Below are 16,188 nucleotides of genomic sequence, written 5' to 3' on the forward strand. Positions count from 1 at the left end.
ACCGCTTGGTCCGAGCAAGCCCCAACCTTATGGGCGGGTCATGCGCGTGGGCTTTGTCGTCGGCGAATTCCCTCTGCTTTCGGAAACCTTCGTCGTGGACCAGATGGCTGGGCTGCTGGCGCGGGGCTTTCAGGTCGAAGTGGTCTGCGAAAAGATGCAAGGTGACCACCGAATTGACCGGCAAAGCGAGCCGATGGCGACGCTGCTCGCCAGAACCCGACATTGGTGGCGATGGGCCGCTGTAATCAGCAAATTTGTACAGCGTCTGCCGCCGCGTCTGCGATACAAGGCCTCGACCGTTCTCGACATCGCCTTTGCACGCCGCCTGAACCGCTGCGACGTGATTGTCGCCCACTTCGGACAGAACGGCGAGAGAGCAGCCGCACTGAAGAAATGGAAGGTGCTCAAACCACCGATCATAACCATCTTTCACGGCGCGGACGTGGCGATCCCGGCGCGGCAGGCAGTGCTCGCGACACAATATGCCGGGCTGACCAAGCATGGGACCCTGAACCTGCCCGTCAACGATTACTTCCGCACGATGCTGCTGGAAGCCGGCCTGTCCCAGGCGAGCACGACGGTCCACCATATGGGAATTGACACCCGCGAAATCGGCTATCGCTGGGAATCGTGGGAAGGCACCCAACTGGTCGTGACGACGGTTTGCCGCCTGGTCGAAAAGAAAGGCGTCGAGTTCGCCTTGCGAGCCCTGGCCTCTCTCAAGGCCTCCCAGCCGCAGCTAGACTGGCGTTACGACATTGTTGGCGACGGTCCTCTGCGGATGAATCTGGAGAAGCTGGCCGTAGAGCTGGGCTTGGCTGGTCGCGTAACATTCCTCGGCAGCCTCCCTCACGCAGAGGTGAAAAGACGGCTTCGCATGGCGCATCTCTTTTTGCTGCCAAGTATCACTGCCAGCGACGGGGATATGGAAGGCATTCCGGTCGCGCTCATGGAGGCCATGGCCGCCGGATTGATTGCGGTCAGCACGTATCATTCGGGAATCCCGGAGCTCATCAAGGATGGGGAGACGGGGTTGCTTGCGCCCGAGCGAGATATCTCAGCGCTTGCCGGCAAGCTTGCCTGGGCCGGGGAGCACCCGACCGAATGCGAGCGTATCGCGCTTGCCGCACGCCGCAAAGTCGAGGACGACTTCAACGCAGATGTTCTGAATGAACGATTTGCGCAGATCGTTACCCAACTTGCCACATCGAGCCCTGCGCATGAACCTGCCGGTCATGTCGGGGTTTCCGAGGGCTTGGCGGATCCTTCATCTGCCGGCTGACACTGCTGCTCTGCGTTTGATCGGCAGACACGCCAAGCCGAGGGAAATCTTGCTACACTGCACCAAAAATGTTGCAGTGCAGCAAGACCTATACTAACGTCCCTGCGGGTGGGCCAACAGCGGTAGAGTTCCATGCTGCATGTCTTGTGCCTCCGGCACCCTGTTTTCGGCCCGGCTTTTGTCAAGGGCACACCGGCTCTCCGCACGAGCGCATCCTGCCGATGAAGATTTGCTTCGTAGTCGACAAGTTCCCCTCATTGTCCGAAACCTTTGTTCTCGACCAGATAGCCGGATGCCTTGAGCGCGGCATGGAAGTCGGCGTCGTCTGCAACGAGACGTCCTTCGGCAGGGACAGCAACATCGATGATCCGCGCTGGCAGGCGCTGCCAGGAAAGGTCGTATGCTGGTGGGGTGGCCTGGGTCGCTATCGCCCGCTGCTCAGGAAGTGGTCCGGCAGGTTCTGGGACAAGCTCTCGACCGCCATCGACATTGCTCATGCGCGAAAACTGCAGGGCGCCCACGTCATCGTTGCCCATTTCGGCAACAACGGCATGCGCGTGGCCCGCGCCATCAAGCGCGGGAGGATTTCCGCTCCCCTGGTGACGATATTTCACGGCCGTGATGTCGGCGAACCGCTGCATGACAATACGCTCGCGCGCTACAAGATTGTGTTCGAAAAGGGCGTTCTTCAACTGCCGGTGAATGCGTTTTTCCGCGATGCCTTGATTGAGGTCGGTGCATCGCCGGAGCAGGTTGTGGTTCACCATATGGGGGTGCGGCCGAGTGACATCGACTATCGGTGGCGTTCATGGGAGCAGGCTACGCTCTCTTTCATCTCGGTCTGCCGCCTGACTGAAAAGAAGGGCATCGAATATGCGCTTCGCGCGCTTGCTGGCCTGCCGCGGCGAGACTGGATCTACTCGGTGATCGGCGGCGGAGAACTTCTCGAGCAGCTGAAGGGGATCGCCGCAGAGCTCGGCATTGCCGACAGGGTGAATTTTCTTGGGCCCCGGCCGCACAGCGAAGTCAAACAGCGTCTGCGCGATGCGCATGTGTTCCTGCTGCCCAGCGTCGGCGCCCGCGATGGCGATCTGGAAGGCATTCCGGTTTCGCTGATGGAAGCGATGGCCGCCGGCCTGACGGTGGTCAGCACATATCATTCCGGGATCCCTGAACTGATCGATGATCACAAGACGGGTTTTCTCGTGGCTGAGCGGGACGTTGCGGCGCTGACCGGCAAGCTTGCCTGGATCGCCGAGAATCCGAAGCCGTGTGAAGGGATCGCTCTCGCGGCGCGCAAGAAGATCGAGGCGGAGTTCAACTCCGATCTGCTGAACCAACATTTCGTGGAAATCGCCATGCGGCTTGGCGAAACGAGGTCGCTTGCATGAACGCCAATCCGCCCCCCCAGTTCGGTCGTGTCGCCCTGCGCGGCGGGCTGGTAACCATCGGCGCCCAGGGCTTCAAGATGGCGATCCAGTTTCTCTCCGTCATCGTGCTGGCCCGTCTGCTCGTCCCCGAGGATTTCGGTCTGGTGGCTTCCGTCGGGCCGATCGTCGCCTTCGTCGGGCTGCTTCAGAATCTGGGCCTGCAGCAGGCTGTGGTTCAGCGCAAGGACATCAGCAACCAGCAGCTCAACCAGGTGTTCTGGATCAGCGCGCTCGTCGGGCTGGGTAGTGCCGTGGTAGTGGCCGGCCTGGCGCCTGCCATCGCCGCGTTCTATGGCGATCAACGTATGTCCGGCATCACCCTTGGCTCCGCCCTGCCGCTGCTTCTCGGCAGTCTCGCCGCAGTGCCGCTGGCGTTGATGAACCGGCACCTGCAGTTCGGCCAGCTCGCACTGAACGACGTAATAAGCGCCGCCGCCGGACTTCTGGCCGCCGCGATCGCGGCCTATGAGGGGTTGGGCTACTGGTCGCTGGTCATCGGCCCGGCGGTTTCGGCAGCTATCGCCCTGGCTGCCGCCTGGCTGGTGGCGCGTTGGACGCCTTTGCGGCCGGACCTGAAGGTCGATGCCGATATATTGTCGTTCGGCGCCAACCTGACCGGCTTCAACCTCGCCAACTTCTTCTCGCGCAATCTCGACAACATTCTCATCGGAAAATATTCCGGTGCGATCGAACTCGGCTATTACGACCGCGCCTACAAGCTCCTGTTGTTCCCGCTGCAGAACATCAACCAGCCGCTGACACGGGTCATGGTGCCGCTGCTCAGCCGCATCCACGATGATAAGGCCCGCTTTCGCGATATCTATGTGCGCACCAACTGGATGCTGGCGGCCGTTACCATGCCTGGCATCGCGGCGCTGACGCTGACCTCCAATCAGATCGTCGGACTTCTCTTCGGCGCGGGCTGGGCACCGGTCGCACCGATCTTTGCCTGGCTGGGCATCGCCAGCCTGGTCCAGTCCGTTTCAAGCACGACGGGATGGATATTCATCTGTCAGGGCAAGACGAAGACCATGTTCCATTGGGGCATCTATTCGTCGCTGACGACCGTCGCTGCCTTCGTCGTCGGCCTGCACTGGGGCGCCGTCGGCGTTGCCGCGGCCTATGCCATCAGCGGTTACGTGCTGCGCGTTCCCGTGCTGGCGCTACTGGTCCATCGCGTCGGTCCGGTGACCGCCGCCGACTTCCTGCTCATGCAGGGGCTTTTCATCGCCTCGTCCCTGCTTGCCTGGTTCCTGTACCTGTGGTTGCCGGCGTCTCTAACGGGCCAGTCAGACCTGCTCGCGGTCTTTTTGGCGCTTGCCCTCAACTACGGCATCGGTCTCGTTTTCATGCTTGCCGTCCCGCAGTCGCGACGCGCTTTGTTCACCACCCTGTCCAACGCCGCGCGCAATATCCGCTGAGCGGCCGGCGATCAGCGGCGCCAGCAGGTTTGTGGCCGACATTGCCGAAGCATGTTCTTCGAGCACGGCCTGAAGGCTTGTCTTGCGATAGCGGTCGAGATTTCCCGCAAACCGGCCGAGCTTTTCGCGCGCCTCTTCGGGCGTCACGGTGTCGATGTCGAGCAGCACATCGTCGACACCGATTCGCTTGGCCACTTCCTTGGTTTTGAACTCGTAGGCGATCGGCAGCACCGGCGTGCCGACGCAAAGCGACATGATCATCATATGCATGCGCGTCGCGACGACGAAGTCGAAGCCCTTCACCAGCGCCATCAACTGGTCCGGCGTGTGGAACGAAGCGTCCACTGTCACGTGGCTGGCGATCTCAGGATCGAGCTCGGCAACGATGGCCTGTGCGGTCTTGGAATCGTCATGGGCATATTCCGGCACGCCCTGACACGTGGAGACGAAGGTCACCTCCTTGCCAAGGTCCCTGACAAGAATTGTGGCGATCTCGCGGACCGAATCCAGATAGCGGCGCATGCCGCCCTCACCGTCGCTGACGTAGTTCCAGTGGCGGACCGAAATAGCGACGCGGCCCGTCGACGCCGGCGGCTGGCTGGAAGCGAGACGCTTGCGGATCCTGTCGGTATCGGCCAAGGCGAATACGGCATCGGCCACCACGTGGCACTTGCCGAGATCCTTCACCAAGTCCCGGATATGGGTCCGCGACCGTTCGTCGCGCAACAGGATGAGCGGACTGCGGTCAAAGATCGGGCCGAGCTCCTGGCGGTTGTAACTTTTGTCGAACGGACCGAGGGATTGCGTGAAGAAGACCGGATCTTTGCCAAATACGGCATCGAGCCTGAACTGATTGAGGCGTCGTTCGAGATTGTAGTTCTCGACGAGATAGGTTCCCCCTGTGGTGACCACCATGTCCGCGTCGGCGTAGATATCGAGACCGCGCCGGTCGCGATGGCTGAAAAAATTGCCTAGCGCGCTGCTGCCAAACCAGCGCAGGGCCTGGAGAACGAGCCGATTGTAGATCGGCTTGAACCGGTCCCTCAGCCCGCTGCCATTCTTGTATCGGAACAGGGATTCCGACAGCAGCTTATGAAATTCGAGGTCGGGATAATCCGTCTTCGGATAGAGTCGTTCCGCAACCTCGGGCTGGCTGTCGAAGACGGCAAACCGCACGTCGCCTTGCACGATCGTCTTGAGAATGTGGCGGATCGCCAGCAGAATCGCCGCATCCCCGGTATTCAGGCAGACTGTGTTTTCAACGACGATCTTCATGGGATACCTCATTTCGTCAGCAGATTCCGCGGCGTGGCCTGCGGTGCCTAGGACGGGCATGGTGACCGAAAATACCCACGCCAGGACGATCCCGATGCGGCTCGCGTCACAATCCATCGCTGCATCGGGCTGGGTGACCAGCCAGAGCGGCGCTCAAGCCCGACGGAGGGTAACGCATCAATTTTGCAGTGCAACAAAAAAACGTGCACTTATGCTACGGCGCACCAAAAATGTTGCGATGCAGCAAAAGCTGGGTTAGCATTCCCCTGGGTGGGCCAACAGCGGTCGAGTTTTCATGCTGCATGTCTTGTACCTTGTGCACGATGTTTCCGACCCGGCGGTGCGCCGGCGGATCATAATGCTCAAGGCAGGCGGCGCGCGGGTCACGTTGGCCGGCTTCCGTCGGACCACAAATGCTGTTCCCGACGTCGAGGGGCTGCAGCCGGTCGACCTCGGCGCGACGCGTGACGGCCGATTCGGCCAGCGTCTGGCGGCGGTCGCCAAGGCGGCGCTGTCGATAGGCTCGAAGCTTGCGGCGATGCCGAAGCCCGACCTCATCATCGCGCGCAATCTGGAAATGCTGGCGCTGGCCAGGCGCGCCAAGGCCGCCTTTCGCGGCGGCGTGCCGATCGTCTACGAATGCCTCGACATCCATCGCCTGGTGCTGCGCAATGACATGCTGGGCAAAGCACTGCGCACAGCGGAGCGTTATCTCGCCCGCGACGTGAAGCTTCTGGTGACGAGCTCACCGGCCTTCATCGCCAATTATTTCAAGCCGTTCGGGCAGGTCGCCGCACCGGTGGAACTGGTCGAAAACAAATACTTCGAAACCGCGCCGATCGCCTTGGATGACAGGTCAAAGGCCGAAAACCCTGCAGCACCCCCGTGGCGCATCGGCTGGTTCGGCGCGCTGCGCTGCCGCCGCTCGCTGGAGCTGCTGGCCGACTTCACGCGCCGTCAGGGCGGGCGCTTCGAGGTCGTCCTCCGGGGCCGTCCGGCACTCTCGGAATTCCCGGATTTCCACGCTTTTGTCGAGGCCGAACCCTATCTCTCCTTTCGTGGCCCCTACCGCAACCCGGAAGACATGGCCGCGATCTACGGCGAAGTGCATTTTTCCTGGGCGATCGATTTCTTCGAGGAAGGGCAGAATTCGGAATGGCTGCTGCCCAACCGCCTCTATGAGGGCTGCCGCTTCGGCGCCGTGCCGATCTCGATGGGCAATACCGAGACCGGGCGCTTTCTCGACCAGCAGGACATTGGCGTCCTGCTTTCCGATGCCACGCCCGAAATCCTGGAAACCGCGCTCGGCCGCATGGACCAGGAGCACTTCGGCAAGGCCAAGGCGCGTGTGCTGGCCCGCAACCCACGAACCTGGAGCTACGACCGCAGCGACTGCCGCGCCTTTGTCGACAGGCTGCGCGGTCTGGCGGCGGTCCCCGGTCCCTTCGTCACCGAAGCGCTGGCTTAGCGATGGCTGATGATGGGAAAAATACAGAGCATGGGAAGGCGCCGATGACGCAAACCGAAGCGCTGCCGCCAAGCCTGATCGTCATTCCGTGCCTGAATGAGGCAGCCCATATCGGCGCGTTGCTCGAGCAGCTCAGGCCGGCAGCGCTAAGGCTCGGCGCCCGCATCGTCGTTGCCGATGGCGGCAGCACCGATGGTACTTTGGCCATTGTCGAAGCGGTTGCGGCCAAGGACCCTCAGGTCGTCCTCCTGCACAACCCAAAACGTATCCAGAGCGCGGCGATCAATCTCGCCGTCGCCAGCCTCGGTGACGGCGCCGAATACCTGATCCGCATTGATGCCCATGGCGGCTATCCCGCCGATTATTGCGACCGGCTGGTCGAGGAGGCGCTCGCCACTTCAGCCGATTCGGTCGTCGTCTCGATGCTGACCAGCGGCAGCGGCGCGGTGCAGAAAGCGGTCGCGGCGGCGCAGAATTCCAAGCTCGGCAGCGGCGGCTCCAAGCACCGGCACCTCTCGGCCGGCGAATGGGTCGACCACGGCCATCACGCGCTGATCCGGATTTCGGCCTTCACCGCGGTCGGCGGCTATGACGAGAGCTTCAGCCACAATGAGGATGCCGAACTCGACTACCGGCTGCGCCAGGCTGGCTACCGCATCTGGATGAGCGGCAAGACGCAGATGGTCTACTATCCGCGTTCGTCGCTGAAGGGCCTGTATTTCCAATATCTCGGCTATGGCCGCGGCCGCGCCAAGAATGTGCTCAAGCACCGTATGATCCCGAAAGTTCGGCAGATGATCCCGCTGCTGGTGGCGCCGGTCGTCCTTCTCGCGGTATTTTCCTTTATCCACTGGCTGGCGGCGGTGCCGCTGCTGGTCTGGACTTCGGTCTGTCTGGGCTACGGCGCTGTGACCGCCATCAGCCAGCGCAATCCCAACAATGTGCTGGCGGGCATTTCGGCGATGGTCATGCATTTCGGCTGGTCGCTCGGGTTTTGGCTGCAACTGCTCGGCTCGCGATCGCAGCGCGGGGTGGCATGATGGTCGCCGACAGCCGCCGAATCGACATCTGCGTCTGCACGTTCCGGCGGCCGGAACTGGCCGACACGCTGCGGTCGCTCGCTGCCATGGATATGCCTGCCGGTTTCGGCATCGGCGTCATCGTCGCCGACAATGACGACGAGCCGACCGCCGAGCCGCTGGTGACCGCGCTGGCGAGCGAATTGAAGCTCGTGGCCCGCTACCGGCACGCTCCGGCGCGCAACATCTCGGTTGCCCGCAACGCCTGTCTTGATGCCAGCACGGCCGATTTTGTCGCCTTCATCGACGACGATGAAACCGCTTCCCGGCAATGGCTGGCCGAACTGATTGCTATCGCGGAGACAAGCGGCGCCGAGGCCGTGCTCGGTCCGGTGCGGGCGCTCTACCGCCCGGATGCGCCGGACTGGATGCGCAAGGGCGATTTCCATTCGACCTTGCCGGTCTGGGTGCAGGGCGAAATCCGCACCGGCTACACCTGCAACGTCCTTTTGAGGATGAGCGCCGACAGCTTGCGCGACCGTCGTTTCAGCCTGGCGCGCGGCCAGAGCGGCGGCGAGGACACCGAATTCTTCGACCGCATGGTCAAGGCAGGCGGTCGCATCGCCTTTGCGCCGGAGGCGTGGGTCGAGGAAGTCGTGCCGCGTTCGCGAGCCGCTTTCGACTGGCTGCGCCGCCGCCGCTTCCGCTTCGGCCAGACGCATGGCCACCTCATCGGCCATGACGCAGGCGTGATAGAGCGTGCGAAGGCTGTCGGCCTTGCCTCGGCCAAGGCCGTCTATTGCTTCGGCATGGCGGCGTTGACCGCGATTAGCCCGGTCCGCCGCAACCGCAGCGTGCTGCGCGGCATCATGCATGTCGGCGTCGTCAGCGGCCTGGTCGGTATCAGCGAAATTCGCCAATACGGACTGTCTTCCCCGCAGCAAGGAGGCAAGCGTGCAGCCTGACGTCTCCTTTGTCATCGCAGCCCACAATGCCGCGGCCACGCTCGACCGGGCGATCGCAAGCGCCATGGCCCAGCGCGGTGTCAGCGTCGAAATCATCGTCGCCGACGACCAGTCGCGCGACAACACGCTCGACGTTGCAAGAGCCTATCCCGAAGATGTCGTCAAAGTGGTTGCGCTGCCGGCAAATCGTGGCCCTGGCGGCGCCAGGAATGCCGGGCTCGAACTGGCTTCCGGCCGCTGGGTTGCGGTGCTCGATTCCGACGATGCCGTCCTGCCCGGGCGGCTTTCCGCCATGATCGCGCGGGCCGAAAGCGCGGGCGCTGTGATCGCCGTCGACAACCTCCAGGTGGTGCGCGAGGACGGCATTGCCGAAGCGACGATGTTTCCCGCCGAATATCTGGAGGGCCTGCGTGAAATCACGCTCGCCGACTACATCGCTGGCAACATCGTTTTCGAGTCCACGTTCAACCTTGGCTATCTCAAGCCGATCTTCCAGCGCCGTTTCCTGATCGAAAACGACCTTCGCTATGATCAAAGTCTGAGCATCGGCGAGGATTACATCCTGCTCGCCAACGCGCTGGCCAAGGGCGGAAAATGCGTCGTCGAGCCGACGACCGGCTATATCTACCACATCCGCACGGGCTCGATCTCGCGCGTGCTCGAGCTTCACCATATCGAGGCGATGCGCAAGGCCGACGCGGTCTTCGCCGAGACCAATTCCATGGACGCTGCTGCTGCGGCCGCCTTCGCCAAACGCGCCCGCAGCCTGCGCAAGGCGGCATCGTTCCTGTCGCTGGTCCAGCACATCAAGGCGCGTTCGCCGTTGAAAGCGATACGCACCGCGCTAAGTGATCCGGCGGCTGTCAGGCACATGTCGATGCCGATCGCCGTCCGCCTCAAAAGGGTGGCGGCGCAGTTTGCCGTCGGCGCGGAGAGGTAAGGAGGGCGAGTACATGAAGACGTTTGTTCGTGGCCTGCAACAGGCTGAAATCGATCTGCTCAGAAGGAATTTGCGATGAAGAAAATCAGGAAGGCAGTCATCCCTGTGGCGGGGCTTGGAACACGGTTCCTGCCGGCAACCAAGTCGATTCCGAAGGAGATGCTGCCCGTGGTCGACCGGCCGGTCGTCCAATATGCGGTGGACGAGGCCTTCGAAGCCGGCATCGAGCACATCGTGTTCGTCACCGGCCGCAACAAGGCTGTCATCGAGGACTACTTCGACCTGCACCCCGAACTGATTGGAACGCTCGAACAAACCGGCAAGAAGACCCAGCTGGAGGCGCTCGAAAGCATGCTGCCCGTGGCCGGCGCCACCAGCTTCATCCGCCAGCAGTCGCCACATGGTCTCGGCCATGCGGTGTGGTGCGCACGCGAAGTCATCGGCGACGAGCCCTTCGCCCTGCTGCTCCCCGATATGGTGTCGTTCGGCCGCCGAGGTTGCCTGGCTGAAACAGTCGATCTCTATCAGCAGACCGGCGGCAATGTGATCGCCGTCGAGCGCTGTGATCCCAGCGAGACCAGCAAATACGGCATCGTCGGGCGCGGCGCCGAGACAGGCAGTGGCTTCGAGGTGACGGCCATGGTCGAAAAGCCGGCGCCGGCCAATGCGCCGTCGAACTATTACATCAACGGCCGCTACATCCTGCAGCCCGAGATCTTCTCGCTGCTGGGCAACCAGCAGCGCGGCGCCGGCAACGAAATCCAGCTTACCGATGCCATGGTGCGGCTGGCGAAAAGCCAGTCTTTCTTTGCCCAGCCTTTCAATGGCCGCATGTTCGACTGCGGCTCCAAGGAAGGCTTCATAGAGGCGACCATCGCCTTCGCGCTGGCGCGCGACGACATGAAGGGACCTGTGCTGGAAATGCTGCAGGCGTTCGTGCGGTCGCATGAGCGTCAGGAAGTGGCCGCATAATGCCCATCTTTCGAGGGCATATGCGTTTGGACGATGGCGCGGCTCGTGCCTGCACGCCAGGCCGCTCAGGCCTGGCGCCAGATGGCATGAAGCTTGCGTTGCATATCTTGCCCCCGATCTCCGCAGCTCCGGGCGAGGTGCCCCGTCTCGCTCCGGCGCCTGTAACCTAGAATTGGATCGAAGATGAATTATGCCAGCTTTCCTCTCGACAAGAGGATGCCGTTGCCCAACCCCGATCAGGAAAAGGGTGAAGACTTCATCGACGTCGAGCGCCTGCTTGGCATGGCGGCGCGTCAGGTCAAGGTGGTGGCAGTCTGCGCCATCATTGGCCTGTTCCTGGGGTTGCTCTATCTGCAGACCACGCCCAAGCAATACATGTCGGTCGCCAGCGTGCTGATCGACGAAGGCCTGAACAAGGTCATCGACGACATCTCGGCTGCATCCGTCACCATGCAGACCGACGCCGCCCTGCTCAGCCAGATCGAAATCATCACCTCGGCGCGGCTGGCCTCGGTGGTGGTCGACAAGCTGAAACTCGACCAGAGCGCAGAGTTCATGAACCCGCCGCAATCGGCGCTGGTCAAGGGCATCGGCTTCGTGCGCGGCGTGATCGGCTATTTCCGCTCAAGTTCCGCCGAGCAGATTCCCGGCATGGAAAACGTCGATGAGGCGACACGCCAGGCCATGATGCAGACGGCGCGCCACGACTATGCCGTGCTGAAGCTGCAGAGCGAGGTGCTGGCGCAGCGCAACGGCCGCTCCTATGTGCTCGCCATCGGCTACCAGTCGACCAATCCGGCGCTCGCCACCGCCATCACCAAGGCCTATGCCGACGCCTATCTCGCCGACCAGCTCAACGCCAGTTTCGACGCCACCGAACGCGCTGCGGTCTGGCTGCAGGGCCGGCTGACCGAGCTTCGTCAGAACTCACAGGCGGCCGCTATGGCGGTCGAGAAATTCAGGGCCGAGCATGGTCTGGCCGCCAACAGCGACGGCCAGCTGATCAGCGACAAACAGATTGCCGATCTCACCGCGCAACTGATCGTCGCGCAGGCCGATACGGCGCGCGCCAGCGCCCGCTACCAGCAATACAAGACCATCGTCGAAAGCGGCTCGGACAATGCCTTCAACGATTCCGCCATCTCAAGCGATCAGCCGGCAAGCTCGGTCATTGCAACGCTCAAGACCCGCTATCTCACAGTGGCCAAGCGGCTGCAGGATGTGACGGCCAATTTCGGCGCCGACCATCCGCAGGCGGTGGCGCTGGCCAAGGAAAAGGCCGATCTGTCGACCCAGATTTTCGGCGAGTTGAAGCAACTGACCGAAAGCTATCGCAATGAATATGAAGTCGCGCTTTCACGCGAGACCTCACTGAGGCAGAAGATCGCCGACGCGGCCGGCAAGAGCTCCATCGACAACCAGAGCCAGGTCAAACTGCGCGAACTCGACCAGCAGGCGCAGGCGCTGACCACGCTCTACCAGACCTTCCTTAGCCGCTACGAGGAGGCCTCGCAGCAGCAATCCTTCCCGGTCGGCAAGGTCCGCATCATCTCGGATGCCTCAACGCCGCTTTCCGCCTCAAGCCCGCGCACCTCCAGGGTGCTGGCGCTGTCGCTGGTGCTTGGCGTGCTGCTTGGCGCCGGCTTCGGTGGCCTGAATGAGTTCAACGAGCGCTTCTTCAGGACCGGCGAGGACATTCGCGATCGCGTCGGCCTCAAATTCCTCGGCTATTTGCCGATGATCGGCGGCAGGCTCGGCAAGGACGCCGACGGCGGTGCGGCGGATGCCAAAGGCGCCAACACATTGTCGGCGGCCGAGAAACGGGCGCGCATGCGGGTCAGCGTCGATGCGCCGGCATCGATGTTCTCCGAAACGCTGCGCAACGCCAAGATCGCCTTCGACGTCGTCATGGAAGGGCAAGGCAGCCGGGTCATAGGCGTGGTCTCGGTCCTGCCCGGCGAGGGCAAGTCTACGGTCGCCGCCAATCTCGCCGGATTGCTGGCCGCCAACGGCTCGAAGACGCTTTTGATCGACGCCGATCTGCGCAATCCTGGCCTCAGCCGCAACCTCGGCATGGAGGCCGAGCAGGGGCTGATGGAGGCCGTGGTCAACGGCCAGACCTGGCAGTCGGTCGGCAAAGTCGACCGCCAGACCAAGCTGGCGATCATCCCGGCCGTGCTGCGTGGGCAGTTCTCGCATACCAGCGAGCTGCTGTCGTCGGCCGGCATGCGGCGCTTCATCGACAACGCCAAGGAGACGTTCGAGTACATCATCGTCGACCTGCCGCCGCTCGGCCCCGTGGTCGACGCCAAGGCGTTTGCGCCGCTGGTCGACGGCTTCGTGCTGGTTGCCGAATGGGGCCGCACGCCGCGCGCCATGGTGCGCTCGCTGCTGGAGCAGGAACCCTACGTCGCAAGCAAGGTCGTCGGCGCCGTGCTCAACAAGGTCGATCTGAAGAAGCTGCCGAAATACGGCTCGCTCGGCGGCTCGGAAAAGTTCTTCGACCGCTATTCGACCTACTATCTGGAGAAATCGGACGTGCGGGCCAAGACCGCCGCCTGAACGGAGCGCGATCCTGAAAAGGAGCGTGATCCGGAAAAGCGGATCCGGTTTTCGGAAAGGATCACGCTCAAACGAAGAAGCACGGCAGGTCAGGAAAAGATCAGCTTGCCGAATTTACCCGCGATCCTGAGCGCTGTCAGCCGGCCGCTTTGAAAGGCGCCGGTGTCGATCCCGAGCCTTCGCCCGTCAAGCCTGGGGATATCGACCGGCGTGTGCCCATGCACCACAAAGCGGTCGAGCAGATGGGCGGTGTTGAAGAACTCGTCGCGGATGTTGAGCAGGTCCTGCTCATCCTGTGCGACCAGGTCGATACCCGGCCTGATGCCGGCATGGACGAAAACGAATTTATCCGAACAGAGCAGCACCGGCAGGCTGCGCAGAAAGTCGATATGGCTGGCCGGAATGACTTCCTTCACGCGCCGGTCGACCTCGTCGCTCGAGGCATAGAGGCTGGCAAGCCGCGCCGGATCAACCCCATAGGAAAACAGCGTCTCGCGGCCGCCGACCGCCAGCCAGCGGTCCCGCGACAGATAGCCGTCGAGATAGTTCAGCATCGCCACTTCGTGGTTTCCCGCCAGGCAGACGCGCAGGAACCCTGTTGGCGGTAGCGCCAAGACATGATCGAGCACGCGCGCCGATTGCGGCCCGCGATCGATATAGTCGCCGAGCATGACGATAATCTTGCGGCCGCGAAATTGCAGCGCGTCGAGCTGGATCTTCTGCTCCAGCGACAGCAATTCCTTGTAGCAGCCATGCACGTCGCCGATCGCGTAGACGACGGTGTCGTCCATATCCATTTCCAGGCGCTCGCGCGGCGCCGGCCGGGGAGGTCTGGACCGCTGAAACAACGCCACTGGGGCTGTCAGACCCCGATGCCGCGGGCTTTGAGCGCCGCGGTGATCTCGTCAAGAATGGCGGGATCGTCGATGGTCGCCGGCATCGTCCATTCTTCCTTGTCGGCGATCTTCTGCATGGTGCCGCGCAGGATCTTGCCGGAGCGCGTCTTGGGCAGGCGCTTGATCGTCACCACCGTCTTGAAGGCGGCGACCGGGCCGATCCGTTCGCGCACCAGCCCCACCACTTCGCCTTCGATGGCAGCGGTATCGCGCGACACACCGGCATTGAGCACGACGAAGCCGAGCGGGACCTGGCCCTTCATAGCGTCAGCGACGCCGATGACGGCGCATTCGGCAACATCGGGATGCGCTGAAAGCACCTCCTCCATGGCTCCGGTCGACAGCCGGTGTCCGGCGACATTGATGATGTCGTCTGTGCGCGCCATGACATAGAGGTAGCCGTCCTCGTCGATCATGCCGGCATCGGCCGTCTTGTAGAAGCCGGGAAATTCCTCGAGATAGGCTTGCCGGAAACGCTCGTCGGCATTCCACAGCGTCGGCAGGCAGCCGGCCGGCAGCGGCAGTTTCACCACCACATTGCCAAGTGTGCCGCGCGGCACTTCATGGCCGGCATCGTCGAGCACGCGAATGTCGTAGCCCGGCATCGGCACGCCGGGCGAGCCGTATTTCACCGGCAGCAGGCCGAGGCCCGCCGGGTTGATGGTCATCGGCGAGCCGGTCTCGGTCTGCCACCAATGATCGACCACCGGCACGTTGAGTTTCTGCTCCGCCCATTTGATGGTTTCCGGGTCTGCGCGTTCGCCGGCCAGGAACAGAGTGCGGAATTTCGACAGATCGTAGTTCGGCACGAATTCGCCCTTGGGGTCCTGCCCCTTGATGGCGCGGAAGGCTGTCGGCGCGGTGAACAGCGCGACCACGCCGTGTTCGGCGATCACCCGCCAATAGGTGCCGGCGTCGGGTGTGCCGATCGGCTTGCCCTCGAACAGCACGCTTGTCGCACCATGCAGCAGCGGTCCGTAAACGATGTAGGAATGGCCGACCACCCAGCCGACATCGGAGGCCGCCCAGAACACTTCGCCCGGTCTGACGCCGAATTCGTTTTCCATCGTCCATTTGAGCGCGACCATGTGGCCGCCATTGTCGCGCACGATGCCCTTAGGCTGGCCGGTCGTGCCGGAGGTGTAGATGATGTAGAGCGGGTCGGTGGCGAGCACCGGAACGCAATCGACGTTGGCGCCCGCGGCGCGCTCGCGGGCAACGGCGTCGGCAAAATCGATATCGTAATGCTCCCTCAGATCGCAGCGCAGCTGGTCGCGCTGCAGGATCAGGCAGGCGTCCGGCTTGTGGCGGGACATTTCGATCGCCTTGTCGAGCAGCGGCTTGTAGGCCACGACACGTCCAGGCTCCAGGCCGCAGGACGCGGAGATGACCAGCTTCGGCTTGGCGTCCTCGATGCGGGTGGCGAGCTCGTGCGAGGCAAAGCCGCCGAACACCACCGAATGCACCGCGCCGATGCGGGCACAGGCAAGCATCGCGACCGCCGCTTCGGCCACCATCGGCATGTAGATGATGACGCGGTCGCCTTTGCGAATGCCGCGGTTCTTGAGCACCGAAGTCAGCGCTACCACTTCGCGCTTCAATTCGGCATAGGTGAATTTCTTGACCGTGCCGGTAATCGCGCTGTCGTAGATAAGTGCGATCTGGTCGGCGCGGCCGCCTGCGACATGGCGATCGAGAGCGTTGAAGCAGGTGTTGCAGCTGGCGCCGTTGAACCAGCGCCCGTAAACGCCCGCCTTGGCATCGAAGACGCTGGCCCACGGCGAATACCAGTCGATCGCCTCGGCCGCATCGGCCCAGAATTGTTCCGGGTCGCGTTTCCAGCCGTCATAGACCTCGTGGTAGCGTGACGCCATTCATCCCTCCTCGGGAAAACTCTCTATCTTGCAATAGCCTATGCGGGTTTTCCCGGCCACGTCTTTCCCCAAATGCCATGTCTT

Annotated in this window: 11 protein-coding genes and 1 pseudogene; 9 read left to right on the forward strand and 3 right to left on the reverse strand. The window is 62.7% G+C overall.

Going from position 1 to position 16,188, the window contains the following annotated elements:
• The first annotated feature begins 40 nt into the window (after nt 1–40).
• From NKJ77_RS16895 to NKJ77_RS16905, 3 genes are all read left to right on the forward strand, one after another.
• Entirely contained in the window at nt 41–1,282 is a 1,242-nt protein-coding gene (locus tag NKJ77_RS16895; protein ID WP_023702332.1) for a glycosyltransferase, read from the forward strand.
• 221 nt (nt 1,283–1,503) lie between these two features.
• Nucleotides 1,504–2,673 carry a glycosyltransferase gene (locus NKJ77_RS16900; protein ID WP_023831202.1) on the forward strand — a complete coding sequence of 390 codons (1,170 nt, stop codon included), beginning with the start codon at nt 1,504–1,506 and terminating at the stop codon, nt 2,671–2,673.
• The gene (locus NKJ77_RS16905; protein ID WP_023831201.1) at nt 2,670–4,133 is read left to right on the forward strand and encodes a lipopolysaccharide biosynthesis protein; all 1,464 of its coding nucleotides are present in this window, start codon (nt 2,670–2,672) and stop codon (nt 4,131–4,133) included. The genes NKJ77_RS16900 and NKJ77_RS16905 overlap by 4 nt, the downstream gene beginning before the upstream one ends.
• Nucleotides 4,134–4,358: 225 nt before the next feature.
• On the opposite strand, the pseudogene NKJ77_RS16910 reads toward NKJ77_RS16905, so the two are convergent.
• A pseudogene (locus tag NKJ77_RS16910) lies at nt 4,359–5,525 on the reverse strand (polysaccharide pyruvyl transferase family protein); the annotation flags it as partial.
• A gap of 178 nt (nt 5,526–5,703) precedes the next feature.
• Here NKJ77_RS16910 and NKJ77_RS16915 point away from each other — a divergent pair.
• The 6 genes from NKJ77_RS16915 to NKJ77_RS16940 all read left to right on the forward strand — a co-directional run bounded on the left by NKJ77_RS16915 (nt 5,704) and on the right by NKJ77_RS16940 (nt 13,334).
• Complete coding sequence (locus NKJ77_RS16915) at nt 5,704–6,876, forward strand: glycosyltransferase (RefSeq protein WP_023684222.1); 1,173 nt, start codon at nt 5,704–5,706, stop codon at nt 6,874–6,876.
• 44 nt (nt 6,877–6,920) lie between these two features.
• Nucleotides 6,921–7,916: a glycosyltransferase family 2 protein gene (locus NKJ77_RS16920; RefSeq protein WP_352535493.1), complete on the forward strand. Its 996-nt coding sequence runs from the start codon at nt 6,921–6,923 to the stop codon at nt 7,914–7,916.
• The gene (locus NKJ77_RS16925; RefSeq protein ID WP_023696972.1) at nt 7,913–8,860 is read left to right on the forward strand and encodes a glycosyltransferase family 2 protein; all 948 of its coding nucleotides are present in this window, start codon (nt 7,913–7,915) and stop codon (nt 8,858–8,860) included. The genes NKJ77_RS16920 and NKJ77_RS16925 overlap by 4 nt, the downstream gene beginning before the upstream one ends.
• Nucleotides 8,850–9,800: a glycosyltransferase family 2 protein gene (locus NKJ77_RS16930; protein ID WP_023831199.1), complete on the forward strand. Its 951-nt coding sequence runs from the start codon at nt 8,850–8,852 to the stop codon at nt 9,798–9,800. Before NKJ77_RS16925 ends, NKJ77_RS16930 begins: the two co-directional genes overlap by 11 nt.
• 75 nt (nt 9,801–9,875) lie before the next feature.
• On the forward strand, nt 9,876–10,772 hold the full coding sequence (galU, locus tag NKJ77_RS16935) for a UTP--glucose-1-phosphate uridylyltransferase GalU (protein WP_023668795.1): 897 nt from the start codon (nt 9,876–9,878) through the stop codon (nt 10,770–10,772).
• Nucleotides 10,773–10,955: 183 nt separating this feature from the next.
• Nucleotides 10,956–13,334 (forward strand): polysaccharide biosynthesis tyrosine autokinase, encoded by a 2,379-nt coding sequence (locus NKJ77_RS16940; RefSeq protein ID WP_023831198.1) that lies wholly within the window; start codon nt 10,956–10,958, stop codon nt 13,332–13,334.
• Nucleotides 13,335–13,423: 89 nt separating this feature from the next.
• Here the strand turns inward: NKJ77_RS16940 and NKJ77_RS16945 are convergent, their stop codons facing one another.
• Together NKJ77_RS16945 and NKJ77_RS16950 are read right to left on the reverse strand one after the other, a co-directional pair.
• Nucleotides 13,424–14,125: a metallophosphoesterase family protein gene (locus NKJ77_RS16945; protein ID WP_245266110.1), complete on the reverse strand. Its 702-nt coding sequence runs from the start codon at nt 14,123–14,125 to the stop codon at nt 13,424–13,426.
• A gap of 71 nt (nt 14,126–14,196) precedes the next feature.
• Nucleotides 14,197–16,104 (reverse strand): propionyl-CoA synthetase, encoded by a 1,908-nt coding sequence (locus NKJ77_RS16950; RefSeq protein WP_352535494.1) that lies wholly within the window; start codon nt 16,102–16,104, stop codon nt 14,197–14,199.
• Nucleotides 16,105–16,188 lie beyond the last annotated feature (84 nt).

The organism is Mesorhizobium sp. M0052, assembly GCF_040323255.1.
Classification (GTDB): domain Bacteria; phylum Pseudomonadota; class Alphaproteobacteria; order Rhizobiales; family Rhizobiaceae; genus Mesorhizobium.

Coding starts and splice junctions, on each gene's coding strand:
- NKJ77_RS16940 (WP_023831198.1), top strand. CDS start 10,956: ATGAATTATGCCAGCTTTCCTCTCGACAAGAGGATGCCGTTGCCCAAC.
- NKJ77_RS16900 (WP_023831202.1), top strand. CDS start 1,504: ATGAAGATTTGCTTCGTAGTCGACAAGTTCCCCTCATTGTCCGAAACC.
- NKJ77_RS16945 (WP_245266110.1), bottom strand. CDS start 14,125: ATGGACGACACCGTCGTCTACGCGATCGGCGACGTGCATGGCTGCTAC.
- galU (WP_023668795.1), top strand. CDS start 9,876: ATGAAGAAAATCAGGAAGGCAGTCATCCCTGTGGCGGGGCTTGGAACA.
- NKJ77_RS16915 (WP_023684222.1), top strand. CDS start 5,704: ATGCTGCATGTCTTGTACCTTGTGCACGATGTTTCCGACCCGGCGGTG.
- NKJ77_RS16895 (WP_023702332.1), top strand. CDS start 41: ATGCGCGTGGGCTTTGTCGTCGGCGAATTCCCTCTGCTTTCGGAAACC.
- NKJ77_RS16920 (WP_352535493.1), top strand. CDS start 6,921: ATGACGCAAACCGAAGCGCTGCCGCCAAGCCTGATCGTCATTCCGTGC.
- NKJ77_RS16950 (WP_352535494.1), bottom strand. CDS start 16,104: ATGGCGTCACGCTACCACGAGGTCTATGACGGCTGGAAACGCGACCCG.
- NKJ77_RS16925 (WP_023696972.1), top strand. CDS start 7,913: ATGATGGTCGCCGACAGCCGCCGAATCGACATCTGCGTCTGCACGTTC.
- NKJ77_RS16905 (WP_023831201.1), top strand. CDS start 2,670: ATGAACGCCAATCCGCCCCCCCAGTTCGGTCGTGTCGCCCTGCGCGGC.